Source organism: Stutzerimonas xanthomarina DSM 18231 (genome assembly GCF_900129835.1).
GTDB classification, from domain to species: domain Bacteria; phylum Pseudomonadota; class Gammaproteobacteria; order Pseudomonadales; family Pseudomonadaceae; genus Stutzerimonas; species Stutzerimonas xanthomarina.
Map to the genome: position 1 here is coordinate 274,100 of NZ_FQXA01000002.1, position 25,416 is coordinate 299,515.

Consider the following 25,416-nt stretch of genomic DNA (forward strand, 5'->3'; position numbering starts at 1 on the left):
GGAATCCCTTTGGGAAGTGAATCATGACTCTCGTTTTCGGCGTCCCCCTGAGCGTTCTGTTCGGTCAGTTGCTGCTCGGCCTGATCAACGGGTCGTTCTACGCGCTGTTGAGCCTTGGTCTGGCGATCATCTTCGGCCTGCTGAAGATCATCAACTTCGCCCACGGCGCGCAATACATGCTCGGCGCCTTCGCCGCGTACCTCGGTTTGAATTACCTGGGCATCAACTACTGGGCAGCGTTGTTGCTTGCGCCTCTGGTAGTCGGGCTATTGGGAATGGGCATTGAACGTGGCCTGCTGCGTCGCATCGCGGGTGAAGATCATCTGTACGGTTTGCTGTTGACCTTCGGCCTCGCGCTGATCGTCGAGGGCAGCTTCGTCAAGCTGTTCGGTGTGTCGGGCTCTTCCTACCCGATGCCGGAAATGCTCAAAGGCGGTCACAACCTGGGCTTCATGTTCATGCCGACCTATCGCGGATGGGTCATCGTCGCCGCGCTCTCGGTGTGCATCGTGACCTGGTACATGATCGAGCGGACTCGCCTGGGCTCCTATCTGCGCGCGGGTACCGAAAATCCAAAGCTGATGCAGGCGTTTGGCATCAACGTGCCGCTGCTCGTCACCTTGACATACGGCTACGGCGTTGCGCTGGCAGCCTTTGCCGGTGTGCTTGCTGCACCCATCTACGCGGTCACGCCGGGAATGGGTTCGAACTTGCTCATCGTGGTGTTTGCGGTTGTGGTGATCGGCGGGATGGGTTCGATCATGGGCGCGATCCTTACCGGTCTGGCCATGGGCCTGATCGAAGGGCTGACCAAAGTGTTTTATCCCGAAGCGGCAAACACGGTGATCTTCTTGATCATGGTTCTGGTTCTGCTTGTGCGTCCCGCAGGCCTGTTCGGCAAGGAGGCATGAACATGTCGACTCAAGAAAATGTACAAGTGTCTCCCGTGACAGTCCGCGCCAATGCCGAGCGCGAACGGCGTCGTGCTTCACGGCGGCGTCAGTATCTGTTTTACACGGTGCTGTTAGGTGTGGCGCTGGTTGCGCCGATGATGGTCTATCCCGTGTTTCTGATGAAGCTGCTGTGCTTTGCACTGTTCGCCTGTGCGTTCAATTTGCTGCTCGGCTATGCAGGTTTGTTGTCATTCGGGCACGCGGCGTTCTTTGCCTGTGGCGGGTATATCACCGGATACACGCTCAGCACCTACAGCGGCCTGAGCACTGAACTGGGCATCCTTGCCGGGACCTTGGCATCGACAGTGCTGGGTGCGATCTTCGGGCTGCTAGCGATCCGCAGACAGGGCATCTACTTCGCGATGATCACCTTGGCGCTGGCTCAGATGGTCTTCTTCGTGTTTGTGCAGGCGCCGTTTACCGGCGGTGAGAACGGGATGCAGGGAGTGCCGAGAGGGCACTTGCTGGGCCTCTTCGACATGCAGAACAACATGTCCCTGTACTACTTCGTCCTGGCTGTGTTCGTGTTGGGCTTCGCGATCATTCAACGCACCATTCATTCACCTTACGGGCAGGTGCTCAAGGCAATCCGCGAAAATGAGCCGCGCGCGATTTCGCTGGGGTACAACGTCGACGCACACAAGCTGCTGGCCTTCGTCATCTCGGCCGCCCTGACCGGGCTGGCCGGTTCGACCAAGACCGTTGTGTTCCAGCTGGCCTCGCTGACGGATGCGCACTGGCATATGTCCGGTGAGGTGATTCTGATGACGCTGCTCGGTGGCGTCGGCACAATCCTGGGTCCCATCGTAGGTGCGACGGTGGTCGTGGCACTTCAGGGCTCGCTGTCCAACGGTCCGCTGGGCGAATGGGTGCACGTGATCCTCGGGGTTATTTTCGTGCTCTGCGTGCTGCTGTTCCGCTCGGGCATCGTGGGCTGGCTGGAGCGGCTGGTGAAGCGCAACTTCAAGTAGCGCTGTGTTATGGCGTGCGAGGCGGCGCTTCGAATGGGCGTCGTTGCGGCCCCGTCGCTTCGGGTGTAGTGAATCGATCTGTTGCGGCGGATGTGTAGAGAGGGGCAGAGGATGCTCCGACGAGCTACGCGGTTATGGCTACGTTCTTTGTTTCGGTGTGGCGATTGATTGCAACGGTGCAATGCGAAGAACGGAAGCGTTAGCGTATGGATTCGCCAACGGAAGCGCCCAAGGCAGTCAGGGCCGGAAGCGTTTCGTTAGATCCCGCGGCCCCGCAAGGGCGAGGCTACGGTACCGGTTCTTACGCGTTGCGCCACGTCGGGTTGCGTTTTTCCAGGAAGGCATTCACGCCTTCCTTCTGGTCCTGCGTATCGAACAGCTCGGCAAACAGTTCGCGCTCGGCTGCCCAGCCGGCATCCTGCGGCGCCGTTCGCGCATTCATGACCAAGCGCTTGCAGCGGCTGACGGAAGAGGGGCTTTGCTGGTCTACCAGCGCTGCCAGCTTGAGCGCCGCTTCGAGTGATTCTCCACGACCGACCACTTCTTCAACCAAACCAATCTTCTCGGCTTTTTCGGCGCTGATGCGCTCGCCACAAAGAATCATCCGCTTGGCCCAGCCTTCGCCGACGAGCCACGGTAGATTCTGCGTACCGCCCGCGCAGGGCAATAGTCCAACCTTCGCTTCGGGGAGAGCCATTTGCGCCTGCTCTTCGGCGATACGAATGTCGCAGGCCAGCGCGCACTCAAGTCCACCGCCCATCGCGTACCCATTGATGGCAGCAATCGACACACCGCGGAAATGGCTCAGGGCTTCAAATGCTCGTCCGAACAATACGGCTACTTCCTGTGCACCTTGCTTGTCACCGTCGGCGAACTGTTTGAGGTCGGCGCCTGCCGAGAAGAACTTGTCACCCTGGCCGGTGATGACCAGCGCGTACACCTCCGGATTGTCGTTGAGCTTGCCGATCATCTGCTCTAGCGCCGCCAACGATTCGCGATCCCATGTATTGGCAGGTGGATTGGCGATGGTCAGCAGCGCCGTGTGGTCGCGCATTTCGAGATGGATCTTCTGGCTCATGTCGGTTCCTTCTTCTTGGAATGATGCGGATGCCGTACGGCAAAACGGACTCAATGGACGAGCCTAGCAGCGTAAAAATAGTAAACCCATGATGCGAAATGCAGAGGTATTCTGTGTTTTTGCACAGCGAGCCGTGGACGGCACGCGCTAACACGATGGATCTGGAGTTTGCATTGGATTGGGACAACCTGCGTTTTTTTCTCGAACTCTCGCGTGCGGGCAAGCTGACGATCGCCGCGCGGCGCCTGGCGGTTGACCACACCACGGTGGCCCGGCGGGTTCAAGCGCTGGAGAAAAGCCTGGACCGGCAACTGTTCATCCGTGCCAAGGCGGGCTATCGATTATCCGAGGCGGGCCGCGAACTGCTGGCCCAGGCCGAGGCGATGGAGAGTGCCATCGCCTCCATCGAGCAGCCGAGCCTGACCGCCGACAAGCTCTCCGGCCAAGTGCGAATTGGCGCCACTGAGGGGTACGGCACCGTGATGCTCGCAGGCCAACTCGCCAATCTCACTCGCGACTACCCGCACCTGGGCGTGGATCTGCTGGCAGTGCCGCGCTCGGTGAGGTTGGCGCGGCATGAGGCGGACATCGTCATTACGCTGGAACGTCCCGAGCGGGGCCCTTATGTGATCACCAAGCTCACCGATTACGTGTTGCGGCTTTATGCATCGGAAGCGTATCTGTCGTCTCATCCGCCTATCCGCAGCCGAGAAGACCTCAGCGGCCACGTTTTCGTCAGTTACATCGAGGACCTGCTGTACAGCAAGGAGCTGTTCTATCTCGACGAGATCGTTCGCCCCCGCCAGCACTCGCTGCGCAGTACCAGCATCCTCGCCCAGCAGGAAGCCGTTGCCGCCGGAGCAGGGCTGGCAATCCTGCCGGCATTTCTGGCTGGCAAGGAGCCGTTGCTGCAGGAAGTCCTGGTCGGTGAAATCGAATTCACCCGAACCTTCTGGATGCTGATGCCGGTGGAAAACAAGGATCTGGCGCGCATGCGCGTGTGCTGGGACTTCCTGCGGGATGTCGCATCCAATAGCCACGACGTGATGATGGGTCGCGTATGAGCCGCGACGACAAGGGCACCATTTCCGTCAGGCTGGTGAATGAGGCGCTGCTGGCCTTTACTTCAGCTGCGTTGCCAGCCGAACAACTGCTGCATCAGCTCGGGCTGGTATCGGTCGACCTCACCGATACCGACGCGCGCATCGATGTGGCTGACTTCAGCAAGCTCTGGCGGCGCTTGGCGCGACACTTTGACGATGAGTTTTTTGGGATGAACGCGCGGCGTATGCGTGCCGGCAGTTTCGCTTTCGTATGCCGTGCGGCGATGGCACAGCAAACGCTCGATGGCGCGCTTCGTGTCGCACTGGATTTCTTCGGGCTGACTTTCGAAGGCTTTCGCGGTGAGCTGTCTCGCAGCGAAAGCCTGGCGGAAATCACGCTGTCGGAGACTTCGAATGTGCCGCCGCTCAGAGCCTTTAGTTACTTCACCTTCTGGATGTTGCTGCACGGCCTGGCCTGCTGGCTGGTTGGGCGGCGCATCCCGCTGCTGGCCGTCGAGCTGCGCTGCGACGAGCCAGACTATACCGACGACTACCGCGTCATGTTCTCGCGCAACCTGCGTTTCGCACGGCCGACCACACGGATCATCTTCGCCGCCGAGGTGCTCGACCTTCCGGTGCGCCGCAGCGAGCAGGAATTGCACAGCTTCCTGGCGCATGCGCCGTCCAACATCCTGGTCAAATACCGCGACACCACAAGTCTCGCCAGCCGTATCAAGGCGCAGCTGCGTGAAGTGCCAGCCGAACAGTGGCCGACCAGCGAAGCGCTGGCGCAGACGCTGTGCGTATCAGGCTCGACCTTGCGCCGACGGCTGGCTGATGCCGGGCAAACGTACCAGGCGATCAAGGACCAGGTGCGTCAGGAAATGGCTACGCTGTGGCTGGCAGACGCCTCGATCACCTACGCGGAAATCGCCGAGCGCTTGGGTTTTGCTGATGTCAGCTCGTTCTACAAGGCGTTCCGCAAATGGTCCGGAACCAATCCTGGGCAATACCGCAGCCTTATCCTGCGGGCGGACGAACCAATTGCCTCGCGCTTCCCTTAACTGAGCCCCACAGCCTTAGCGCCTGGCTTGGCCAAACCAGTCATCGCGATTGCCTGCATCGACCATTGTTCCTACCGAACGGTCTGAAGAAGATGAACACAGCAGGATGCGGCGGTGGGTGTGCCGCGATCCCATCATCTTTTCGAGGTTGTGCTGTGAACATTCAAGACAAGATTTTCCTGATCACGGGTGGCGCATCCGGTCTGGGTGCAGCGGCTGGCGAAGCGCTGGTCGCTGCAGGCGCCAAAGTGGTGTTGGCCGATATCAATGCGGAATTGCTCAACGAGCGTAGCAAGGCGCTGGGTGTTAGCGCGCATGCGGTGGTGACCAATGTCTGCGACGAAGCGGCCGGCCAAGCGGCTGTGAACGCGGCGGTCGAGCATTTCGGCGGTCTGCACGGGCTGGTCAATTGCGCCGGTGTCGCCAGCGGCGAAAGAATTCTGGGTCGTCAAGGCCCGCACGGGCTGGACAGTTTCAGCAAGGTGATCGGCCTCAACCTGATCGGCAGCTTCAACATGCTGCGCCTGGCGGCCGAAGCCATTGCCCGGGGCGAACCGGACGAGCAGGGCACTCGCGGCGTGATCATCAACACCGCGTCCATCGCAGCCTATGACGGCCAGATCGGGCAGGCCGCCTATGCGGCATCGAAGGGCGGCGTAGTGGCCATGACGCTGCCCGCAGCTCGTGAGCTGGCGCGTCACGGTATCCGCGTGATGACCATCGCCCCCGGCGTGTTCGAAACGCCGATGATGGCCGGTATGACCCTGGAGGTGCGCGACTCCCTGGCCGCTGGCGTACCGTTCCCGCCACGTCTGGGTCGTGCCAGTGAATACGCCGCGCTGGTACGCCACATCATCGAGAACGACATGCTCAACGGCGAAGTGATCCGCCTCGACGGCGCGCTGCGCATGGCCGCGAAATAATTGGGAGACAGTCATGAACAACGATCCAATCGTAATTCTGGGCAGCGCCCGTACCCCTATGGGCGGCTTTCAAGGTGATCTGAAAAGCCTGAGCGCGCCGGAACTGGGCGCGGCAGCGATTCGCGCAGCGGTAGAGCGCAGCGGTGTCTCGGCTGAACAGGTCCAGGAAGTGCTGATGGGCTGCGTGCTGCCAGCCGGTCTCGGTCAGGCACCGGCGCGCCAGGCGGCGCTTGGTGCCGGGTTGGGCAAGGCAACCGCAGCCACCACCCTGAACAAGATGTGCGGCTCAGGCATGCAGGCGGCGATCCTCGCACACGACGCGTTGCGCGCCGGCAGCGTCGATCTGGTTGTGGCGGGCGGCATGGAGAGCATGTCCAACGCGCCTTATCTGCTGGAAAAGGCTCGCAGCGGCTATCGCATGGGACATGGCAAGGTGCTTGACCATATGTTCCTCGACGGCCTTGAGGATGCCTATGACAAAGGCCGCCTGATGGGCACCTTCGCCGAGGACTGCGCGCAGAACCACGGCTTTACCCGCGAAGAGCAGGACGCCTATGCGTTGACCTCGCTGCAGCGCGCCCGCGATACGATCTCCAGTGGCCGCTTCGCCAGCGAAATCGTCCCGCTTGAGGTTGCTCAGGGACGTGCGCAGCGCACCGTTAATCAAGACGAGCAGCCGCCCAAGGCGATGCCGGAGAAGATCCCGTCGCTCAAGCCAGCGTTCCGTGTAGGTGGCACCGTGACGGCTGCCAATTCCAGTTCAATTTCTGACGGTGCCGCCGCGCTGGTACTGACGCGACGTTCCCACGCCGAACAACTCGGGGTGAAACCTCAGGCGGTGATTCATGGGCATGCGGTATTCGCCGATGCGCCCAATCTGTTCCCGACCGCACCCATAGGCGCCATCCACAAGCTATTGGAGCGGACTGGCTGGCGTCTCGATGAAGTGGACCTGTTCGAAATCAACGAGGCTTTCGCCGTGGTCAGCATGGTCACCATGCGCGAGTTGGGATTGGACCACGCCAAGGTTAACGTCAACGGCGGCGCCTGTGCCCTCGGCCACCCGATCGGTGCGTCCGGTGCGCGCATTCTCGTGACGCTGATCGCGGCACTGCGCGACCGCGGCCTGCGCAAGGGCATCGCAGCCATCTGCATCGGCGGTGGCGAAGCGACTGCCATGGCCGTCGAGCTGCTCGACTGAGGATTTGCCATGCTGCTCAATGATGACCAGACCAGTATTCGCGACATGGCTCGACAGTTCGCTCAGGAACGCCTCAAGCCGTTCGCTGCCGACTGGGATCGCGAACACCGCTACCCCGCCGAGGCAATCGGTGAGATGGCCGAACTCGGCTTCTTCGGCATGCTCTGCCCAGAACAGTGGGGCGGCAGCGAGACCGGCTACATCGCCTACGCGCTGGCGCTGGAGGAGATCGCCGCGGGTGACGGTGCCTGCTCGACCATCATGAGCGTGCACAACTCGGTCGGTTGCGTGCCGATCCTGCGCTTTGGCAATGATGAGCAGAAGCAGCGCTACCTGACGCCACTGGCCAGCGGCGCGCAGATCGGTGCCTTTGCCCTGACTGAGCCACACGCCGGTTCCGATGCCAGCAGCCTGCGCACCCGCGCCCGGCGTGACGGCGACAGTTACGTGCTCAACGGCGCCAAACAATTCATCACCTCGGGGCAGCACGCCGGTACGGTGATCGTCTTCGCCGTGACCGATCCAGAGGCTGGGAAGCGCGGCATCAGCGCCTTCATCGTGCCTACCGATACGCCCGGCTATCAGGTGGTGCGCATCGAAGACAAGCTCGGCCAGAACGCGTCGGATACCTGCCAGCTGGCATTCGAAGACATGCGCGTGCATGAATCCCAGCGATTGGGCGAGGAGGGCGAGGGCTACCGCATCGCCCTGGCAAATCTGGAAGGCGGCCGCATCGGCATAGCCGCGCAAGCGGTCGGCATGGCGCGCGCGGCGTTCGAAGCCGCCCGCGATTACGCCCGTGAAAGAGAGGCGTTCGGCAAGGCAATCAGCGAGCATCAGGCGGTTGCGTTTCGCTTAGCCGATATGGCGACTCAGATCGCCGTCGCCCGGCAGATGGTGCTGCACGCCGCTGCACTGCGCGAGGCCGGCCAGCCTGCACTGGTAGAAGCGTCCATGGCCAAGCTGTTCGCCTCGGAAATGGCGGAGAAGGTCTGCTCAGCGGCGATCCAAACGCTCGGCGGCTACGGCTATCTCAAGGACTTCCCTGTGGAGCGCATCTACCGCGACGTGCGGGTCTGCCAGATCTACGAAGGCACCAGTGATATCCAGCGATTGGTGATTGCGCGCAATCTTGGGGAGTGACCCGTCAATCGTTTCTGTCACGCTGCCGTCGTAGCTAATGTTGGGTGGGCTTTAGCCCACCGCAACGAGATGATGCGAAAACCCCGGTGGGCTGAAGCCCACCCTACGGTGTAAGCCCCAGCCGCTAGCATTCATAGCATGTCGCACCGCCCCCAAGTTTCGCGAAAAGCGCGCCTTGGGTGCGGCTAACCTATGTAGGGTGGGCTGAAGCCCACCGCATCGAGATGATGCGGAAGCACTGGTGGGCTGAAGCCCACCCTACGGTGTCAGTCCCAGCCGCGAGCATTCATAAAATGTCGCACCGCCCTCAGGTTTCGCGAAAAGCGCGCCTTTGGGTACGGCTACCCTATGTAGGGTGGGCTGAAGCCCACCCTACGAACGCCCGTCCCAGCCGCTAGCGTTGGTTGAACTTCGTACCGCCCCTGGCGTTCGCGAGAACCGCGGCGCGGGGGCGGCGTGCAGGGCGCCGTCGATGTCGCGGTAGACGCCGCGTTGCTGCATGTGCGGATGTTGCGCCGCTTCTTCCAGATTCAGCACCGGGGCGAAGCAGGCGTCGCTGCCTTCGAGTAGAGCGCACCACTCGGCTTGGGTGCGGCTGGCGAATAACGAGGCGAGCGCTTCGCTCTGCTCGGCCCACAGGACAGGGTCGTTGCAGCCTTGCCGCAACACATCGGGCGCATCGATCCGCTGCATCAGCTCGGCCAGGAACTGCGGCTCCAGCGGGCCGACGGCGATGTCGCGACCGTCTGCGCAGGTGTAGCAGCGGTAATGTGGCGCGGCGCCGGCAAGGAGGTTGCGGTCGCGCTCCAGCGAGATGGTGCCGCTGGGCAATAGGCCGGCAAAGAAGGTCATCATCGAGGACACACCGTCGACGATGGCGGCATCGACCACCTGTCCCACGCCTGACCGCTCGCGTTCCCACAACGCGGCCATGATGCCGAACGCCAGGTACAGCGAGCCGCCGCCGAAATCCCCGACCAGATTGAGTGGCGGGATCGCCGGGCCTTCGCGTCCGCCGATGGCCGCCAGTGCGCCGGTGATCGCCAGGTAGTTGATGTCATGGCCGGCGCTCTGGGCCAAGGGTCCGGTCTGGCCCCAGCCGGTCATGCGACCGTAGACCAGCCGTGGATTACGCTCATGAACCTGTTCCGGGCCGAGGCCCAGCCGTTCCATTACGCCAGGACGAAGGCCTTCGATCAGCACATCGGCGCCTTCAGCGAGCGTCAGGCATTGGTCCCGCCCGGCCTCGGTGCGGATGTCCAGCGTCAGGCGTTTGCGGCCGCGATCGACCACCGGATTGGGCCAGCCATTGCCGCCCTCGCGCTCGATGCGGATCACCTCGGCGCCAAGGTCAGCCAGCAGCATCGCGCAGTGTGGACCGGGCCCGATACTGGCGAACTCCAGCACGCGCAGACCGAGCAGCGGGCCTTGGCGGGGTGTGGCGGTGGCGGTCGACATAAGGTGCGTTCCTTTCGATGATGGGTCCCATCGCGCCAGTACGTGCCGACCTCCGTGTGTTAATGGCGCGGACGGTTGTGATCGCTCTGGCGTGTCATGTGACGTTGGTGGCCGGTTCACGGATGCGTACGGATGCGTACGGATATTACGTGGTGAGTCGGTGAAACGACGCGGTTGGTTAGATCCTTTTGTGCCGACGAAAAGGGTGGGTTGAAGCCCACCCTGCGGCTCGCCAGGCAGATCGCTGAATACGACAGGGCGAATCCGCGAAACGACCTGTTAAGTTTGCTCGGCTGGGGAATCGGTGGGCTGAAGCCCACCCTACGGAGCGGCGTCCCCTGGTTCTGCCGCGCTATAGGCTCGCCGTGTCGGCTGCGCTTTCCTCCTGCTCGATCAGATGGTCGCGGTAGCGGTCGCGCAGGGTTTTCTTGTCGATCTTGCCAGTCGCGGTCAGCGGGACGCTGTCGATGATGACGGCGTCGGGCATCCACCATTTGACGATCTGAGGCTCGAGAAAGGCGAGCACGGTTTCGATGCAGATTTCGGTGTCATCGTGCGGCTCGATGATCAGGATCGGACGCTCTTCCCATTTTTCGTGCGTCACGCCGACCACTGCGGCGATACGCACGCCGGGGCAGGCCACGGCGATGTTTTCGATGTCGATGGAGCTGATCCACTCGCCGCCGGACTTGATCACGTCCTTGCTGCGATCAGTGATGCGCATGTAGCCGTTGGGGTCGAGGGTGGCAATGTCGCCGGTGTCGAACCAGCCGTCCGCGTCCAGCGCCGTGGTTTCGCTACGGAAGTAGCGCTCGACCGTCCAGGGGCCGCGCACCAGCAGGGCGCCAGAAGTGGCGCCGTCATGCGGCAGTGCGTTGCCTGCCTCATCGACAATCTTCAATTCGATACCGAATTGCAGCCGGCCCTGGCGGGTCCAGATCGCTTCGTTGGTGGCGGCTTCGCCCATGGCGGCAAGTTTGGGCGTGGGCGTGGCGACGACACCGAGCGGGCTGGTTTCAGTCATGCCCCAGAGTTGACGAACGCTGACGCCATATTTCGTCTCGAATTTCTCGGCCAGCGCGCGCGGCACGGCCGAGCCGGCGATGACCAGACACTTGAGCTTGCCGGTGTCTTCACCGGTGCGTTCCAGGTGATTGAGGTACATCGTCCAGATCGTCGGCACGCCGCCGGAGAAGGTGACCCCCTCGTTCTGGATCAGCTCCTGCAGGCTGGCTCCGTCCATCTTGTCGCAAGGCAGGACGAACTTGCAGCCATTGATGGCCGCGGTGAACGGAACACCCCAGGCGGTCGCGTGGTAGAGCGAAGAGCAGGGCATGATGCAGTCGAACGCCGAGAAACCGAAGGCGCCGGTGAGGCCGGCTGCCATGGCGTGCAGGACCACCGAGCGGTGGCTGTAGACCACGCCTTTCGGATTGCCGGTGGTGCCGGACGTATAGCAGAGCATGGCGCCGGCGTTTTCATCGAACTGAGGCCAGTCGGTGACCGGCTGCTCCTTGGCGATCAGTGTTTCATAACTCAACGCACCCACTTCGCCCGGCTCAGTGCGTTCGGCATCAGAAAGCATGATGAAGGTGCGAACGTGTTCCAACCGGGGTCGCACACGCTCGAGCACCGCCAGAAAGCTGCGATCGAATAGCAGCACAGCGCTTCCGGCGTGGTTGAGCGTGTAAATGATCTGTTCGTCCGACAGCCGAGGATTGGCGGTGTGCAGCGCCGCGCCAATGCCGGGGACGGCGAAGAACAGCTCGAAGTGACGATGCGTGTTCCAGGCCATCGATGACACCAGGTCGCCGGGTTTGACCCCCAGGCTGCGCAGCATGGCGGCGGCCTGGCCGGCGCGTTTTGCCAGGCCTGCGTAGTCGTAACGCCAGATAGGTTCATCCACCAGCCGCGAGACGATTTCCCGGTCGCCATGGGCCAGGGCGGCGTGGGTCAGGATGCCGCTGATCATCAGCGGGGTCTGCTGCATCGTACCTTTGAGCATCGTCGTATCCTTCTTATTGTTGTCTGGATGGCGGTCGCGCTTGCCGTCATCTGTCGTTCGGATTACTTACTGCTTGTCTTTTGTACGGGCTTTACCGGCTGGATGAGGCTAGCGTTTCACGGGCTATTCAACATCTTTCGCGAGCAAGCTCGCTCCTACACATTCTCAACAGCCATTGCGCGCGCTCAAAACCTTTAGAGCGAGCTTGTTCGCGAATGACGAAGCCCGCTCGGTTGCTCAGGTTTCCCACCCGCGATCTTTAAAGTCCGTAGTTATTCAACTCCCGCGCAATCAACAGCCGCTGAATTTCGCTCGAGCCTTCATAGATCTGGGTAATGCGCGCATCGCGGTAATAACGCTCGACCGGGTAATCCTCCAGGTAGCCGTAGCCGCCGTGGATCTGCATGGCTTTCGAGCAGACATATTCGGCGACTTCCGAGGCGAACAGCTTGGCCTGGGAGGCTTCGGACAGGCAGGGCAGGTTAGCGCTGCGCAGGCGCGCGGCATGCAGGATGAGCAGTCGCGCGGCGTTCAGGCGGGTGTGCATGTCCGCCAACATGTTCGCCACGCTCTGGTGCTCGATGATCGGCTTGTCGAACTGGATGCGTTCGCGGGCATAACCCAGCGCCGCCTCGAACGCGGCGCGGGCAATGCCCAGCGCCTGGGCGCCGATACCGATGCGACCGCCTTCGAGGTTGGAAAGCGCGATCGCCAGCCCTTTTCCCCGCGGGCCGAGCAGGTTGGCTTCGGGAATGCGACAGTCACGCAGGGTGACGCCACAGGTATCCGAAGCACGGATGCCCATCTTCTTTTCCATGCGATCGACGACAAAGCCGGGGTTGTCGGTGGGAACCAGAAACGCGGACAGGCCCTTTTTACCGAGATCCGGATCGGTGACGGCGAAGACGATCGCGATTTTGGCGCGCTTGCCATTGCTGACAAATTGCTTGGCACCGTTGATGATCCACTCGCCGTTTTCCAGCACAGCGCGGGTGCGCAGGTTGTGTGCCTCGGAGCCGGCCTGAGGTTCGGTAAGGGCAAAGCAGCCGATGGCGCGACCTGCCGCCAGATCCGGCAGCCATTCGTCCTGCTGCTCCGGCGTACCGTATTTGAGGATCGGACCGCAGCCTACCGAGCTGTGGATGCTCATCAGCGCACCGATGGCGCCGTCTCCGGCGGAGATTTCCTCGACCGCCAGGGCATAGGTGACGTAGTCGATATAGGTTCCGCCCCATTGCTCGGGCACGATCATGCCCAGCAGGCCAAGCTCGCCAAGCTGGGTCACGGTGTCGTCACCGATCCAGCCGGCCTGCTCCCAAGCCTCTGCCTTGGGCGCGATTTCAGCGCGGGCGAAGTCGCGCGCCATGTCGCGGATCATCCGTTGTTCTTCGCTCAGTTCAATGTCTTGCATATGCAGCTCCTCAGGCGCCTGCGAAGAAGGCCGCCACGCGCTCGGGCGTCACTTCGTCCAGCGTAGGCGGGTTCCAGCGCGGGTTCCTGTCCTTGTCGACGATCAGCGCGCGCACGCCTTCGATGATGTCGCCTTCGTCGAACCACTGGCGGTCCAGGTGCAGCTCCATGGCAAAGCAATCAGCCAGCGACAAGCTGCGACCGCGACGGAGCATTTCCAGCGTGACGCACATCGACAGCGGCGAGCGGCTGTCCATTGTCTTGAGCGTCTCGGTCGCCCACACGTGAAACTCGGGGCGCTCTTCGGCGGCCAGCGACTGACGAATGGCGGCGACGCTGTCATGGGCGAAATGCTGCTCGATGGCCGGGAACAGCGCCTTGAACGGCGCATCAGGGAGCTCGGTGCAACCCATGGAGACCAGCAGGTTGGTCAGTGCCTGCACCGGTGCGGTGCTCCAATCCTGACGGTCCAGCGCCTGTTCAAGCTCGGCGAAACGCTCGTAGGGCACGCAATAATCGGCGAGACCGGCATACAGCGCGTCCGCCGAGCCGACGTGGTTACCGGTCAGGCCCATGTAGAGACCGAGGTTGCCCGGCAGGCGCGGCAGGAAATAGCTACCGCCCACGTCCGGGAAATAACCGATACCGACCTCCGGCATGCCCATCCGCGTGCGCTCGGAGATCACCCGCAGCGAGGCACCCTGAACCAGGCCCATGCCGCCGCCGAGCACGAAGCCGTTCATCAATGCCAGCAGGGGTTTGCTGTAGGCATGGATGTACTGATCGAGCGTGTATTCCTGTTCGAAGAATTCGCCATGCAGGGTGTCCCCGTTCTGATAGCTGTCGTATAGCGAACGGATGTCGCCACCGGCGCAGAAGGCTTTCTCTCCTGCGCCGCGCAACACCACGGCGACCACGTCGGGGTCGTCCGCCCAGGCTTGCAGTTGCTCGTGAAGCATCCGCACCATGGGCAGTGTGACGGCGTTAAGCCCGGCGGGGCGGTTGAGCGTGAGATAGCCGACGCGATTGCGTACCTCGATCAGTACCGGCGCTTCTGCCTGGGTCATGTCTCGTCCTCTTGGCGGTAGAGTTTGATGATCGCGGAGAAGTCCAGCCCACCGTGGCCCTGCATGCTGAAGGCTTGGTATAGCTGCTGCGCGAGACCACCGAGGATAACCGGCTGGCGCACTTGTTTGGCCGCCTCGCTGGCCAGACCGAGGTCTTTGAGCATCAAATCGGTGCCGAACCCGCCGCTGTAGCCGCGCGAGGCCGGGCCGTTCTCCAGCACGCCAGGGAAGGGGTTGTTGATCTCCGATGCCCAGCATCGGCCGCTGGATGAGTTGATGATTCCGGCCAGCACCTTGGCATCCATCCCTAACGCCACGCCCAGCGACATGGCCTCGGCCACGCCGATCATCGAGATGCCGAGCAGCATGTTGTTGGCGACTTTGGCCACCTGACCGTTACCGGTGTCGCCGCAGTGCACGATGTTTTTGCCCATCGTCGCCAGGATCGGCTGCGCCTTCTGGAAGTCCGTCTCGCTGCCACCAACCATGAAGGTCAGGGTGCCCGCGGCCGCACCGACGGTACCGCCCGACACCGGCGCATCGAGCATCGGGTTGCCATTCTTGGCCGCGGCCGCTGCGACTTCCCGTGCGGACATCGGGTCGATGGTGGAGGAGTCGATCAGCAGTACGCCGGACGATACATGCACGAGCAGCCCGTCCTCACCGAGGTAGACCTGTTTCACATGCGCGGCCGCTGGCAGCATGGTGATGATGGTTTCGACACCTGCCTGGGCGACTGCAGCCGGCGAGGTGGCCTCTTTGGCACCCGCTTCAACCAGCCCGGAGACCGCCGTGGCGGAAAGATCGAAAACAGTGACTTGATGGCCGGCTTTGAGCAGGTTGCGCGCCATGGGCCCGCCCATGTTGCCGAGCCCTAGAAATCCGATATGCATGGCCGTTTCCTTTTTGTTCTGATTGACGGCTGAAGCGGCGCCGGGTGTTAGCCGACGCCGATCCGCTTATTTGAGGTTGATGGTGGTATTCACCGGGCCGCCGACCTCATTCTCATCGAACCAGCGCTGGGTGACGGTCTTGGTCTGAGTGTAGAACTGCACCACTTGCTTGCCATACGGGCCGAGGTCGCCAAGCTTGGAGGCGCGCGAGCCGGTGAAGGAGAACATGGGAACCGGTACCGGGATCGGCACGTTGATGCCGACCTGGCCAACGTCGATCTCTTCCTGGAAATGCCGGGCGGCGGCGCCAGAACGGGTGAAGAGAGCGGTGCCGTTGCCATTGGGGTTGGCGTTGACCAGCTCGATGGCCTGATCGAGGGTATCGACCTGCATCACGCAGAGCACCGGGCCGAAGATCTCCTCGCGGTAGATGCTCATGTCCGGCTTCACACCGGAGAATATGGTCGGCCCGACAAAGTTGCCTTTCTCAAAGCCGGAGACCTGTGGGTTGCGACCGTCTAGAGCCAGCTCTGCGCCTTCCGACACGCCACGCTCGATCAGCGAGCTGATGCGATCCAGTGCTGCGCAGGAAACCACCGGGCCGACGTCGGTCCCGCTTTCAGCACCCGCATTAACCTTCAAGGTCTTGGCCTTGGCGACCAGATCCGGCAGCCAGCTCTGCGCTTCACCCACCAGGATCAGCACGGACAGAGCCATGCAGCGCTGGCCAGCTGCGCCGAAGGCCGCGCCAGCCAGGTTGTTGAGGGTCTGCTCCTTGTGGGCGTCCGGCAGGATGATGCCGTGGTTCTTCGCGCCCATCATGCACTGCACGCGCTTGCCGGCCTGGCTGGCGCGGTTGTAGACGTGAGTGCCGACTTTTGTCGAGCCGACGAAGGAGACGGCCTTGATATCCGGATGATCGCAGATCAGGTTCACCGCATCGGCGCCGCCATGAATCACGTTTAGCACGCCTGGCGGCACACCTGCTTCCATCGCCAGTTCGGCGAGACGCATCGTCACCATGGGGTCCTGCTCGGACGGCTTGAGGACGAACGTATTGCCGGTCGCGATGGCCATGGGGAACATCCACAGCGGGATCATCGCCGGAAAGTTGAAGGGTGTGATGCCGGCGCAGACGCCCAGCGGCTGCAGCAGGGTATAGGTGTCGACGCCCGTGGCGACGTTGTTGGCCAGCTCGCCGAGCTGCAGGTTGCCGATGCCGGCGGCATGCTCAACTACTTCGAGCCCGCGGAACACATCGCCCTCGGCGTCCGGCAGGGTCTTGCCCTGCTCGGCGGTAAGAATGGCGGCGAGCTCCTTCATGTTTTCGCGGATCAGTTGCTGGTACTTGAGGAAGATCCGCGAGCGCGCGCCAATAGGCGTCTTGCGCCAGGTCTTGAAGGCTTTCTTGGCGCTGGCGACGGCGGCGTTCATCTCCGCTTCGGTGGCGAAGGGTACGCGGGCCAGGACTTCCTGCGTCGCCGGGTTGACGATGTCGCGCCATTCGCTGGTTGATGACTCGACCAGCTCACCGCCGATCAGGAGTTTGACTGTGGGGATGGCACTTGACTGGGTCATGGTGGGGTCCTGGCGATTGTTGTTATTCGGATAGGCAAGCTATGGAACTGTCCTGATCCTAGAGTGCAAATTTGCCGACTTCAATGCGACTCGCTGCATAGCGCTTCTGCATAAATACACATGCCATCCCACCACGGCGATGTCGCGGCTGCTGGGATTCGCCGTCTCATTTGGTTTTTTGATCTGCACGCCTACTTCACCAACGGGTCGTAAGGAGTGCTGATGCTCGGGCGGGAGAGCAGCGCCCGGTTATCCGGCGTGCTCCCGCGCCGATGCCAGACCTGCTTCACGGTGCCATCCAAACCGCTGAGCGCTCAGAACGTGGCGGCGCGCATACGTGGTGTCCGCCAGTTGTGGCCACACGTCGTTATTGAGGACAGGCGGGAGAACAGGTGCGCGCAGGCGATAACCGGCAGCCGTAGCGTTTCGTTGTGCCGTTCGGCGTCACTTGGTATTGGATTTCGAATGTAGAGAGGTGAGGGATGTAAACCTACCGGCTCATTCGGGCTTTTGATTGAGCGGTCGGGAGGCCCGGTGTGGGGGCGGGGAGATGACTGGGGGTCAGGCGGATATAGGGGAGGAATGGGAAGGTCCGAGCAGGCGCTGCGTCCGCTAGGACGTCAGCGGCCCGGTTTCCTGGATGCAGTGACTTAGTTCACTGCGTCCTTCAGCGACTTGCCTGGCTTGAAGCCTGGCAGCTTTGCTGCGGAGATCTTGATCGTTGCACCCGTCTGTGGGTTGCGGCCGTCACGGGCTGCGCGCTCTTTGACGGCAAAGGTGCCGAAGCCGACCAGCGTCACGCTGTCGCCGTTCTGCAGGGTGTTGGTCACGCTTTCGGTGAAGGCGTCCAGCACACGAGTGGCGGTGCTCTTCGGTACATCGGCGGAGGCGGCGATCGCTTCAATCAACTCGGCTTTATTCACGGGTGTGGCTCCAGATTGGAATGGGTGGTCAGTATAAGCAGCGTCTTGCCCTGTCGCCTGCGGCAAATTTCCTCTTTTTCAAAAATATCCCGTGCGGGGCGACAAATCGCGTGGTTGCCTGATCCAGACGCTTTTGTCTGGACATCGAAATTTTAGCTCCGGTTCATTGCCCTCCCGACCATTGGTAGCTGGCTTTTGTCTGGATGCGCCATCTGTTCGAGATCTGAGGGCAGTGAACTGCCTATTCACACGTTGATTGGCTCTCTTCAACTTCAGTAACGGACTTCAATGTCGATCTCTCGGGGCTGCTCGCCTGGCACATCGAACCGGCTATCCTCGAATGCGGGCGGGCCCATCACCTTGGGGTTGTTGGACAAGCCATAGCCTTCGGTGGGAAACATGCGGAACCTGAGGTCCAGCTCGCCATTAGCGTTTTCGTCATGGTAGGCCATCACCGCGTATTCACCGGCTGGAACGTCTTCGAACACCACGGTGACGGTTCCGGCCTTGGCAGGCGACTCGCTGGAGGCAAAGGCCTGGTCCGCTTTACGGAATGTCTTCGGGTCAGAGAACAGAGCCACGCGAACAGTGCCGCGATCGTGCTCGAGGTTGTTGAGTTTGACGGTCAACGGTTGGCCATCGGCGAAAGCCGCCTGACCTATCACCATTGCTACCAAGCTTAGCGCTACGCGCAATGTCATCGGATTCGCTCCTGGTTGACGTGTATATCGAATGATTGGAAGGCGGGGTGTATCCAGTGCACTTGGAAAAATATCCTGGCGATAGTGCCGTGCTTCTAACGGATCGGCCAGCCAAACGGCCGACCAGTCAGTCACGTCTTCCATCGAGTGTCGCCGCCGTGGCTCCACGAACGCTGCAATGCGATGCTAGACGCCAAACGCCCTATCGACCGAGTCCGCATGAACAAGACCCATCTTCAGACGCTGATCATCGACAAGCTGCAGGCCGCTCTGGCTGTTGCAAAGGAGGCACTGAAGGCCTCGCACGAGGCGGCGACGCACGCCGAAAGCAAAGCGGAGAACAAGTACGACACCCGAGGACTGGAAGCGGCCTACCTGGCCGATGGGCAACGGAAGCGCGTTCACGAAATCGAGACAGCGATCTCGAGTTACCAAAACCTTCCCGTGCGATCGCATCGCAATGAAACCATCACCCTGGGCGCGTTGGTTTCGCTGGAGTCCGCAGGCAATTGCCGTTGGGTGTTCCTGGGGCCGGATGCCGCTGGGCTGAGTGTGACGGTTGAAGGCGAAGAGGTGCTGGTGATCTCTCCGCGTTCGCCGCTGGGCAGGGCGCTGCTGGGCTGCGAGGAAGGTGACGAAGCCGAGATCAAGGTCGAAGGGCAGCCCCTCCGATACAGCCTAATCAGTGTTAGCTGACTCAACTTCCATCGCGCAAAAGGAGCGCAAAGCGCTATTAACGTCATTGCTATTTTAAATCAGTTAGATATGCACCGTAGTTAATGTCGTTTGTACGCTTTTTGTAGATCTATCTGATGAATATACGAAGGCGCAGGGCAAGCGGATAAATGATCTCAACAAAGCGTTCTATCTAGTTGATATGTCGCGATAACCCATAACGAAATGCCCTATGGAGACACGAGGTTCCGAGTCGCATCTGCTGCTGGACTCGCTGCCGAAGACTCCGAGTGGCAAGATCGACCGTAAGCGGTTACCCGAGCCGGTCTGATCGAGTGCGTTACCCCGTGGCCAGGACGGCCACGGGACGATCTGCGTTAGTTTTTCGCGACCGGCTCAGCGTCTGTTTTGACGACGATGGATTCCACATCTTCGATCACCTGCAGGGCAGCCATCGGCCCACCCAGCGAGGTCCATAGCGATCCATCGACGGCGTCGAAACGCTTGGCCTGAATAGACGAGAGCTGGCGGAACGCTGGTGTTTCTTCAGCCTGGCTAAGCGCCTCGACGGCTTCGCCGCTGGTGGCCAGCGTACCGATCACCAGCCAGTCCGCATCCAGTAGTTCAAGGGATTCAAGGCTCAGTGCCATGGAATGAGTGTGGCCTGGGTCCTGCTGGTGAGCCGGGCGGACCAGGCCGACGTCTTCCACCACAGTGCTGGAGAACGCGTCCTTGAACATGTAGGACGGGCCCTTCGGGTTCCAGCGAACGATACTGAACGTCTCGCCTTGATGGTCCTTCAAACGCTCACGCGCCTCGGCTGCACGTGCTTCGTAGCGGTCCAGAAAAGCCTTGGCTTCAGCATCCTTGTTCAGGATATGAGCGGTTCGCTGCATGCTGGACTGCCAAGGTTCGGCCCATTTAAAGGTCACAACCGTAGGCGCGATCTCGTTGAGTATCGCCAGCTGCTCCGGCTTGACCGGGCCGGTGAGGATCAGATCCGGTTCCAGCTCAAGCAGTGTCTCCAGGTTGGGGTTGTCCAGATCGCCGACGACCTTGATGCCTGTTGGTACCTTGCCTTTCAGGTAACGCGGCGGTGCAGCCTGGCCGCGACCGTTGACGGTGCCGATCGGCGTCACCCCCAGTGTCAGCGCCGTATCCAGATCGATTTCGTTGAGCGTGACAACACGCTCAGGCTCGGCCGGAACGGTGACGGTGTTGCCGAACGCATCTTCCACCTGACGGGCGGCGTGCGCACTGAGGGTCATCAACCCCGCTATAAGTGCGATGGTGAGGTGCCAGGGGGTTCGATTGATCATTGGGTCGTGTCCTTTTGGGCGGGTTCGGGCACCGCTGGGGTGCGGGTGGCTGATGGTGCTGAGGAGGGAAGCGCAGACGCTGCGAGCGAACGGCGACGTGGGACGATCACCGGAGCGCCGTCACCAGGCGCAGGCAGAATGTCCACCTCGGTCTGGTAAAGGCGGTCGACCAGCGCCTTGGTCATCACCTCGCGCGCTGGCCCCATGGCCTGAATTTGTCCATCGGCGAGTGCAATCAAGTCGTCGCAATAGCGCGCGGCGATGCCCAGATCATGGATGACGATCAGCACCGTACGGCCTTCGGCTGCGATCCGGTGAACCGCCTCCATGACTTCGGCTTGGTGGCCGATATCCAGTGCGCTGGTGGGCTCGTCGAGCAGAATCAGATCGGTGTTCTGCGCCAGGATCATGGCTAGCCACGCTCGCTGCGCCTGCCCGCCGGAGAGTGAGGAAGCCTGACGATGCCAGATGGCGTCGAGCTGCATGGCGGTACGAGCGCGGGCGACCTGATGCGCATCCTCATCAGTCCACTGGTTGAACCAGCCTTGATGCGGATGCCGGCCGTACTGCACCAACTGCTCGACACGAATTCCTTCGGCCATCACGGGGCGCTGGGGGAGAAACGCCAGCTGACGAGCCAGACTTTTCATCGAGTAACGGGAAAGCGACTGCCCATGCACATGGATTTCGCCACGCTGCAAGGGCAGCTGACGCGCCAATAGCTTGAGCAGGGTCGATTTGCCGCTGCCGTTGGGCCCGACGATTCCGATCAACCGGCCCTTGGGCAGCGAGAAAGTGACGTCGTCCAGGACCACTTTGTCCTGATAGGCGAAATGAAGGTGTTCGACGCTCAGTACCGTCATCAGTCAGCTCCTCGTCTGTCCTTGAGCAGCAATGCCAGCAGCAGGATGCCGCCAAGTAGCCGTGTCATGATGCCGGTGGGGATCTCTGCCGGCTGCGCCAGTACCCGAACCAGGGTGTCACTGCCCAACAGCAGGACCGCTCCGCAAAGAGCCGATAGCCAGAGCGGGGCCAGGTTATCGCGCGCCAACCACGACGCCAGGATCGGTGCGGCCATGGCGATGAATACGACCGGCCCGCCAATCGCTGTGCCCAGCGAGGCCACCAGAATGGCAAGCCCCAGCACGCCGAGCTGTACCAGCGGCACACGGATGCCCAGGTTCTGCGCAGTGGCATCGCCAAAGCGCAACAAGGCCAGGGGGCGGTTGACCAAGGCCATCAGCGGGCACAGCGCCAGCAGGACCAGGGCGATCGGGTTGACGGTCTGGTAGCTGACCCCAGCGAAGTGACCCATCGTCCAGAGATAGAGGCTGCCCAGGTGTACCAGCGGCTGCGTCGACATTGCGAAGTCGCCGATCGCGCCCAGTAGCTCCGACAGCGCGATACCGATGACGATGAACAGGTAGCCTTGCTCTCCGGGGCGGCGGCAGAGGGTGAACAGCGCTACGGCGGCCAATACCGCGCCCAGGGGAGAGGCCCACCAGGGCCAGCTACCCAACGTTAGGTAAAGGGAAAAACCGACAACCGCCAGCGATGCACCTTCGTTCACGCCGATCATGTCTGGCGTCGCCAGGCGGTTGCGCACCAGCGTCTGGATCAGGCAGCCGGCCATGCCCATGGCGAGGCCGGCAACGATGGCGGCTGCCACCCGCGGCATACGGATCTTGAACACCATGATCTCGTGCAACTTGCTGCCATTGCCGAGCAAGGTGGCGAGCACGTCTCGCATGCCCATCTGGCCGGAGCCCAGGCTGATCGCCAGCGTAGCCAGTATGGCAAGCAGCAGCGTGAGCAGGCCGCACATCAGCCAGTTGCGCCGATGCAGCAGCAGACACAGGCTGCCCATGCGTAGCGTCCACACGCCGCTGGGAGTGATGGGTGCCATGCTTACCTCACAGCCAGCAGGGATCGGAAGCCACCGCGCAAGACGATAGCAATCAGCGCCGGCGCGCCGAGTGCGGCCAGCAACGTTCCGACCGGCAGCTCGAAGGGTTGCAACAGCCAGCGCGCCAGCACATCAGCCGCCAAAAGGAACACCATGCCGAACAGCGTCGAGAACAGCAGCTGTCGGAGCAGTGCCACCGGTTCGATCAATCGAGCGCAGTAGGCTGCCAGAAAGCCCACGAAACCGACGGGCCCGGCAAGAGATATTGCGCAGGCCGTCAGTAATGTCGAGGCGACCAGGACGCTCAGTCGCACCCAGGTGGTGTGGATGCCCAGCGCCCGCGCCTGGCTGTCACCCATTTGCATCAGGGTCAGTTGTCGGCAGAGCAGGCCGGCGAGTGCCAGGCCCAGCAGCGCGACGGGCGTGACGGTGCCCACCGCGTCGAGCCGGGTCGCCGAGAGGGAGCCCAGGTTCCAGAACCGAAATTGCTCCAGCGCCACACGTGTCGACAGCAACATGAAATTCGACAGACCGCCGAATATTGCAGCCAGCGCGACGCCGGCGAGGATGAGTTTCAGCGGGCTGGCCTGACCCAGCATCAAGCCGATGCCGAGCACCACAAGGTTGCCCAGCAGGGCGCCGGCACCGGACCAGAGCAGATAGCCCCGTGTCGATTCGACGCCGTAGAAAATGAGACCGATGACCAGCCCCAGCACTGCGCCGGCATTGACGCCGAGCAAGCCGGGTTCGGCCAGCGGATTACGTGTTGCGCTTTGCAGCAGCGAGGCGGCGATGGCAAGACTTCCGCCAACTACGAGCGCTGCCAGCGTCCGCGGCAAACGCAGTGTCTCTACCACCATGGCCAGTTTTTCGTCTGCCACGGCGAGTTGGTTTCCGAGAAGATAGTGCAGCACTTCGACCGCGCCGTAGACGCCCGCACCGGTGCTCATCGAGACCGCCAGCAAGCCCAGCAGAAGCGCGCCGCCAGCGACGAGGACCGCTTGCTGGTAGCCGGGGAAGGTCGAATCAAGCCGTTTCATTGGTTTCGAGCAAGCTCCTGAAACCCGGCAGCCAGGCTGCCGGGCAATGGCAGGTATCAGATGTCGTAGCTGAAGCCAACGAACACCGTACGGCCCATGAGAATGTTATCGACCGACTGGGCGACATCGTCGCGCTTCTCGTTGGTCAGGTTGTTCATACCGGCTTTCAGCGACAACTCGCGGGTGGCCTGGTACTTCGCACCGAAATTCAGTTGATGGAACGCACCGCTCTCAACATTTGGCTGCGCGGCAGAGACGTAGAGGAGTTGGCTGCCGGTGTACTGGTAGTCCAGATTCAGCCCCAGATCGGGCATGGCCTGCCAGTCGAAACCGATATTGGCGACGTGCTGCGGGGTGTTGCGCAGTTGTTCGTCGGTATCGCGGTCTTCGGCATCCGAATAGGTGTAGTTCGCGCGCACTCCCATGCTGTCGCTCAGGTTGTAACGACCTTGCAATTCGTAGCCTTGCACGCGTGCCTTGCTGACGTTGCTATAGGTCATCACGGCAGGTCGATATCCGACTCGCCATGTATCGGTGATGATCATGTCGTCGATATCGTTGTTGAACAGCATGATGCCCGCTTCGAGACGCTCGTTCTGGTAGAGCGTACCGATCTCGTAGCTGGTCGCGGTTTCGGGCTTGAGGTTCGGGTTGCCGACCAGCGTACACATGCCGCGGCAGGCCAATACGCCATAGGTGTCGTCAGACTGATAGATGCTTGGTGCCTTGAACGAGCGCCCAACACTACCTTTGATCACCCAATTGTCGGTGAGGTTGTAGACGCCGTAGGCCCGCGGGCTGAATTCGCTGCCGAAGCTGTCGTGGTCATCCAGGCGTCCACCCAGGGTCACGTCCAGATCACCGATAGAAAACTCGTCTTGCAGGTAGACGGCCTTCTGGTCCACCTCGGTTTCGCTGCCAAGATTCTGGTTGTGTGTCAGCTCGGTACGACGCAACTCACTGCCGAGGGTAAGGAGGTGGCTGCCGAGAAATGCGGTCACCTGGCCGTCGACGGTGTGGTTTTTTTGCTCGATGTCGCCCTTCATGCCGCGCAGCGTCGTCATGATCTGCGAGTCGTCCATTAACTCGACGTTTTCGTAGTAATAACGCACCCGTGTGTTGAAGCCGTCCCAGTTGCCGGTATGGCCGAGTCCAAAGCTCCAGCGCTCCATCTCCTGCACGTTCAGGACCACCGCACCGAAGTTGTTCCACTCGGCCTCGCGATCGTCCTTGCGGTGGGTGATGTCCAGGTCGATGGTCTGACGTTCGTCCAGCAACCAGCTGAGGGAACCGTATGCGCTGCTGGCCTGGCGCTGTTCCGCGGCATCGGTATTTGGATTGACCGTTTGTTCGCTGAGCCAGGCGGCCTGGTCAGTGGTTTCCAGAATCAGATTGCCGAGCAGCTTGTTCTCGATCAGCGAACCACTGACGTAGCCGCTGGCCTTATGGCCGTCACCCGAATCACCCTCGGTGGGGTGCTCGTAGGTGTAGGCGATACCGGCTTTCGTCTCTTCGGTGGGCTGGCGCAGGATCACGTTGACCACACCGCCCAGTGCATCTGCACCGTACAGCGACGACATCGGGCCGCGTATCACTTCGATGCGTTCGATGGCCGCCATCGGGATCGAGGACAGATCGAAGTCGTTGGCATAGTTGGAGGACAGCGCATCGCGTGAGTTGATCCGGCGGCCGTTGACCAGCAACAGCGTGTAATCCGAGTCCATTCCGCGCAGCTTGATTTCCTGCCGGCCGTACGTGGACGACGGGTTGAGGTGCACACCGGGCAGGTACTTCACTGCATCGGCCAGGTTATAAACCGGTCTCTGCTCAAGCTCCTCACGGGTCACCACCGACACGCTGGCCGGCGCGCTGAGCTCGCTGTGTGCCGTCTGGGTGGCGGTGATGACTTGTTGCTCCAGAGCAACAGGCTCGGCCGCGAGTGCGGCAAGCGGCATAAGGCTGGCCAGGAGGGTCAGGGATAGGTGACGGGGGCGGCTGATACCCCGGTTTAGTGCGATTGACATAGCATGCTCCGTTGCTGCTCGAGGGTCGAAAGGACTGATCA

At 61.7% G+C, this 25,416-nt stretch carries 22 protein-coding genes; 8 read left to right on the forward strand and 14 right to left on the reverse strand.

Features of this window, described 5'->3' with window-relative positions; all coding sequences use genetic code 11:
* The first annotated feature begins 23 nt into the window (after positions 1-23).
* Positions 24-911, forward strand: coding sequence for a branched-chain amino acid ABC transporter permease (locus tag BUE09_RS05615; protein WP_073299723.1), 888 nt, complete (start codon positions 24-26; stop codon positions 909-911).
* A gap of 2 nt (positions 912-913) precedes the next feature.
* Positions 914-1,924, forward strand: a complete 1,011-nt coding sequence (locus BUE09_RS05620; RefSeq protein ID WP_073299724.1) for a branched-chain amino acid ABC transporter permease — start codon at positions 914-916, stop codon at positions 1,922-1,924.
* Between the two features lie 301 nt (positions 1,925-2,225).
* Here BUE09_RS05620 and BUE09_RS05625 read toward each other — a convergent pair whose 3' ends face one another.
* On the reverse strand, positions 2,226-3,002 hold the full coding sequence (locus BUE09_RS05625; RefSeq protein ID WP_073299725.1) for an enoyl-CoA hydratase: 777 nt from the start codon (positions 3,000-3,002) through the stop codon (positions 2,226-2,228).
* Positions 3,003-3,175: 173 nt separating this feature from the next.
* Here BUE09_RS05625 and BUE09_RS05630 point away from each other — a divergent pair, with 173 nt between their 5' ends.
* The 5 genes from BUE09_RS05630 to BUE09_RS05650 all read left to right on the forward strand — a co-directional run bounded on the left by BUE09_RS05630 (position 3,176) and on the right by BUE09_RS05650 (position 8,376).
* The gene (locus tag BUE09_RS05630) at positions 3,176-4,066 is read left to right on the forward strand and encodes a LysR family transcriptional regulator (RefSeq protein WP_073300281.1); all 891 of its coding nucleotides are present in this window, start codon (positions 3,176-3,178) and stop codon (positions 4,064-4,066) included.
* Positions 4,063-5,109 carry an AraC family transcriptional regulator gene (locus tag BUE09_RS05635; protein WP_073299726.1) on the forward strand — a complete coding sequence of 349 codons (1,047 nt, stop codon included), beginning with the start codon at positions 4,063-4,065 and terminating at the stop codon, positions 5,107-5,109. Before BUE09_RS05630 ends, BUE09_RS05635 begins: the two co-directional genes overlap by 4 nt.
* A gap of 155 nt (positions 5,110-5,264) precedes the next feature.
* A complete protein-coding gene (locus BUE09_RS05640; protein WP_073299727.1) occupies positions 5,265-6,032 on the forward strand; it encodes an SDR family NAD(P)-dependent oxidoreductase in 768 nt (255 codons plus the stop codon).
* A 13-nt stretch (positions 6,033-6,045) separates the two neighbouring features.
* A complete protein-coding gene (locus tag BUE09_RS05645) occupies positions 6,046-7,233 on the forward strand; it encodes an acetyl-CoA C-acyltransferase (RefSeq protein WP_073299728.1) in 1,188 nt (395 codons plus the stop codon).
* Positions 7,234-7,242: 9 nt separating this feature from the next.
* A complete protein-coding gene (locus BUE09_RS05650) occupies positions 7,243-8,376 on the forward strand; it encodes an acyl-CoA dehydrogenase (RefSeq protein ID WP_073299729.1) in 1,134 nt (377 codons plus the stop codon).
* A gap of 372 nt (positions 8,377-8,748) precedes the next feature.
* Here BUE09_RS05650 and BUE09_RS05655 read toward each other — a convergent pair whose 3' ends face one another.
* From BUE09_RS05655 to BUE09_RS05690, 8 genes are all read right to left on the reverse strand, one after another.
* The gene (locus BUE09_RS05655) at positions 8,749-9,834 is read right to left on the reverse strand and encodes a CaiB/BaiF CoA transferase family protein (RefSeq protein ID WP_073299730.1); all 1,086 of its coding nucleotides are present in this window, start codon (positions 9,832-9,834) and stop codon (positions 8,749-8,751) included.
* 352 nt (positions 9,835-10,186) lie between these two features.
* Positions 10,187-11,839: a long-chain fatty acid--CoA ligase gene (locus BUE09_RS05660; protein ID WP_417786870.1), complete on the reverse strand. Its 1,653-nt coding sequence runs from the start codon at positions 11,837-11,839 to the stop codon at positions 10,187-10,189.
* 259 nt (positions 11,840-12,098) lie between these two features.
* Complete coding sequence (locus BUE09_RS05665; RefSeq protein ID WP_073299731.1) at positions 12,099-13,250, reverse strand: acyl-CoA dehydrogenase family protein; 1,152 nt, start codon at positions 13,248-13,250, stop codon at positions 12,099-12,101.
* A 10-nt stretch (positions 13,251-13,260) separates the two neighbouring features.
* Positions 13,261-14,316, reverse strand: a complete 1,056-nt coding sequence (locus BUE09_RS05670) for an enoyl-CoA hydratase/isomerase family protein (RefSeq protein ID WP_073299732.1) — start codon at positions 14,314-14,316, stop codon at positions 13,261-13,263.
* Positions 14,313-15,209 carry a 3-hydroxyisobutyrate dehydrogenase gene (gene mmsB / locus BUE09_RS05675; protein WP_073299733.1) on the reverse strand — a complete coding sequence of 299 codons (897 nt, stop codon included), beginning with the start codon at positions 15,207-15,209 and terminating at the stop codon, positions 14,313-14,315. Before mmsB ends, BUE09_RS05670 begins: the two co-directional genes overlap by 4 nt.
* 66 nt (positions 15,210-15,275) lie before the next feature.
* Complete coding sequence (locus BUE09_RS05680) at positions 15,276-16,787, reverse strand: CoA-acylating methylmalonate-semialdehyde dehydrogenase (RefSeq protein ID WP_073299734.1); 1,512 nt, start codon at positions 16,785-16,787, stop codon at positions 15,276-15,278.
* 650 nt (positions 16,788-17,437) lie between these two features.
* Positions 17,438-17,710: an HU family DNA-binding protein gene (locus tag BUE09_RS05685; RefSeq protein ID WP_019339665.1), complete on the reverse strand. Its 273-nt coding sequence runs from the start codon at positions 17,708-17,710 to the stop codon at positions 17,438-17,440.
* Between the two features lie 272 nt (positions 17,711-17,982).
* Positions 17,983-18,411, reverse strand: coding sequence for a DUF2141 domain-containing protein (locus BUE09_RS05690; RefSeq protein ID WP_083380743.1), 429 nt, complete (start codon positions 18,409-18,411; stop codon positions 17,983-17,985).
* A 219-nt stretch (positions 18,412-18,630) separates the two neighbouring features.
* Here BUE09_RS05690 and BUE09_RS05695 point away from each other — a divergent pair, with 219 nt between their 5' ends.
* Positions 18,631-19,107, forward strand: coding sequence for a GreA/GreB family elongation factor (locus BUE09_RS05695; RefSeq protein WP_073299735.1), 477 nt, complete (start codon positions 18,631-18,633; stop codon positions 19,105-19,107).
* A 356-nt stretch (positions 19,108-19,463) separates the two neighbouring features.
* Here BUE09_RS05695 and BUE09_RS05700 read toward each other — a convergent pair whose 3' ends face one another.
* The 5 genes from BUE09_RS05700 to BUE09_RS05720 are packed head-to-tail and all read right to left on the reverse strand — an operon-like array spanning position 19,464 to position 25,375.
* On the reverse strand, positions 19,464-20,405 hold the full coding sequence (locus BUE09_RS05700; RefSeq protein ID WP_073299736.1) for an ABC transporter substrate-binding protein: 942 nt from the start codon (positions 20,403-20,405) through the stop codon (positions 19,464-19,466).
* On the reverse strand, positions 20,402-21,268 hold the full coding sequence (locus tag BUE09_RS05705; RefSeq protein ID WP_073299737.1) for an ABC transporter ATP-binding protein: 867 nt from the start codon (positions 21,266-21,268) through the stop codon (positions 20,402-20,404). Before BUE09_RS05705 ends, BUE09_RS05700 begins: the two co-directional genes overlap by 4 nt.
* Complete coding sequence (locus tag BUE09_RS05710; RefSeq protein WP_073299738.1) at positions 21,268-22,311, reverse strand: FecCD family ABC transporter permease; 1,044 nt, start codon at positions 22,309-22,311, stop codon at positions 21,268-21,270. The genes BUE09_RS05705 and BUE09_RS05710 overlap by 1 nt, the downstream gene beginning before the upstream one ends.
* Before the next feature lie 2 nt (positions 22,312-22,313).
* The gene (locus BUE09_RS05715; RefSeq protein WP_143164626.1) at positions 22,314-23,351 is read right to left on the reverse strand and encodes a FecCD family ABC transporter permease; all 1,038 of its coding nucleotides are present in this window, start codon (positions 23,349-23,351) and stop codon (positions 22,314-22,316) included.
* Positions 23,352-23,407: 56 nt separating this feature from the next.
* The gene (locus BUE09_RS05720) at positions 23,408-25,375 is read right to left on the reverse strand and encodes a TonB-dependent receptor domain-containing protein (protein WP_231975528.1); all 1,968 of its coding nucleotides are present in this window, start codon (positions 25,373-25,375) and stop codon (positions 23,408-23,410) included.
* Positions 25,376-25,416 lie beyond the last annotated feature (41 nt).

Coding starts and splice junctions, on each gene's coding strand:
- BUE09_RS05615 (WP_073299723.1), top strand. CDS start 24: ATGACTCTCGTTTTCGGCGTCCCCCTGAGCGTTCTGTTCGGTCAGTTG.
- BUE09_RS05620 (WP_073299724.1), top strand. CDS start 914: ATGTCGACTCAAGAAAATGTACAAGTGTCTCCCGTGACAGTCCGCGCC.
- BUE09_RS05625 (WP_073299725.1), bottom strand. CDS start 3,002: ATGAGCCAGAAGATCCATCTCGAAATGCGCGACCACACGGCGCTGCTG.
- BUE09_RS05635 (WP_073299726.1), top strand. CDS start 4,063: ATGAGCCGCGACGACAAGGGCACCATTTCCGTCAGGCTGGTGAATGAG.
- BUE09_RS05645 (WP_073299728.1), top strand. CDS start 6,046: ATGAACAACGATCCAATCGTAATTCTGGGCAGCGCCCGTACCCCTATG.
- BUE09_RS05650 (WP_073299729.1), top strand. CDS start 7,243: ATGCTGCTCAATGATGACCAGACCAGTATTCGCGACATGGCTCGACAG.
- BUE09_RS05655 (WP_073299730.1), bottom strand. CDS start 9,834: ATGTCGACCGCCACCGCCACACCCCGCCAAGGCCCGCTGCTCGGTCTG.
- BUE09_RS05660 (WP_417786870.1), bottom strand. CDS start 11,839: ATGCTCAAAGGTACGATGCAGCAGACCCCGCTGATGATCAGCGGCATC.
- BUE09_RS05665 (WP_073299731.1), bottom strand. CDS start 13,250: ATGCAAGACATTGAACTGAGCGAAGAACAACGGATGATCCGCGACATG.
- BUE09_RS05670 (WP_073299732.1), bottom strand. CDS start 14,316: ATGACCCAGGCAGAAGCGCCGGTACTGATCGAGGTACGCAATCGCGTC.
- mmsB (WP_073299733.1), bottom strand. CDS start 15,209: ATGCATATCGGATTTCTAGGGCTCGGCAACATGGGCGGGCCCATGGCG.
- BUE09_RS05680 (WP_073299734.1), bottom strand. CDS start 16,787: ATGACCCAGTCAAGTGCCATCCCCACAGTCAAACTCCTGATCGGCGGT.
- BUE09_RS05690 (WP_083380743.1), bottom strand. CDS start 18,411: ATGACATTGCGCGTAGCGCTAAGCTTGGTAGCAATGGTGATAGGTCAG.
- BUE09_RS05695 (WP_073299735.1), top strand. CDS start 18,631: ATGAACAAGACCCATCTTCAGACGCTGATCATCGACAAGCTGCAGGCC.
- BUE09_RS05700 (WP_073299736.1), bottom strand. CDS start 20,405: ATGATCAATCGAACCCCCTGGCACCTCACCATCGCACTTATAGCGGGG.
- BUE09_RS05705 (WP_073299737.1), bottom strand. CDS start 21,268: ATGACGGTACTGAGCGTCGAACACCTTCATTTCGCCTATCAGGACAAA.
- BUE09_RS05710 (WP_073299738.1), bottom strand. CDS start 22,311: ATGGCACCCATCACTCCCAGCGGCGTGTGGACGCTACGCATGGGCAGC.
- BUE09_RS05715 (WP_143164626.1), bottom strand. CDS start 23,351: ATGAAACGGCTTGATTCGACCTTCCCCGGCTACCAGCAAGCGGTCCTC.
- BUE09_RS05720 (WP_231975528.1), bottom strand. CDS start 25,375: ATGTCAATCGCACTAAACCGGGGTATCAGCCGCCCCCGTCACCTATCC.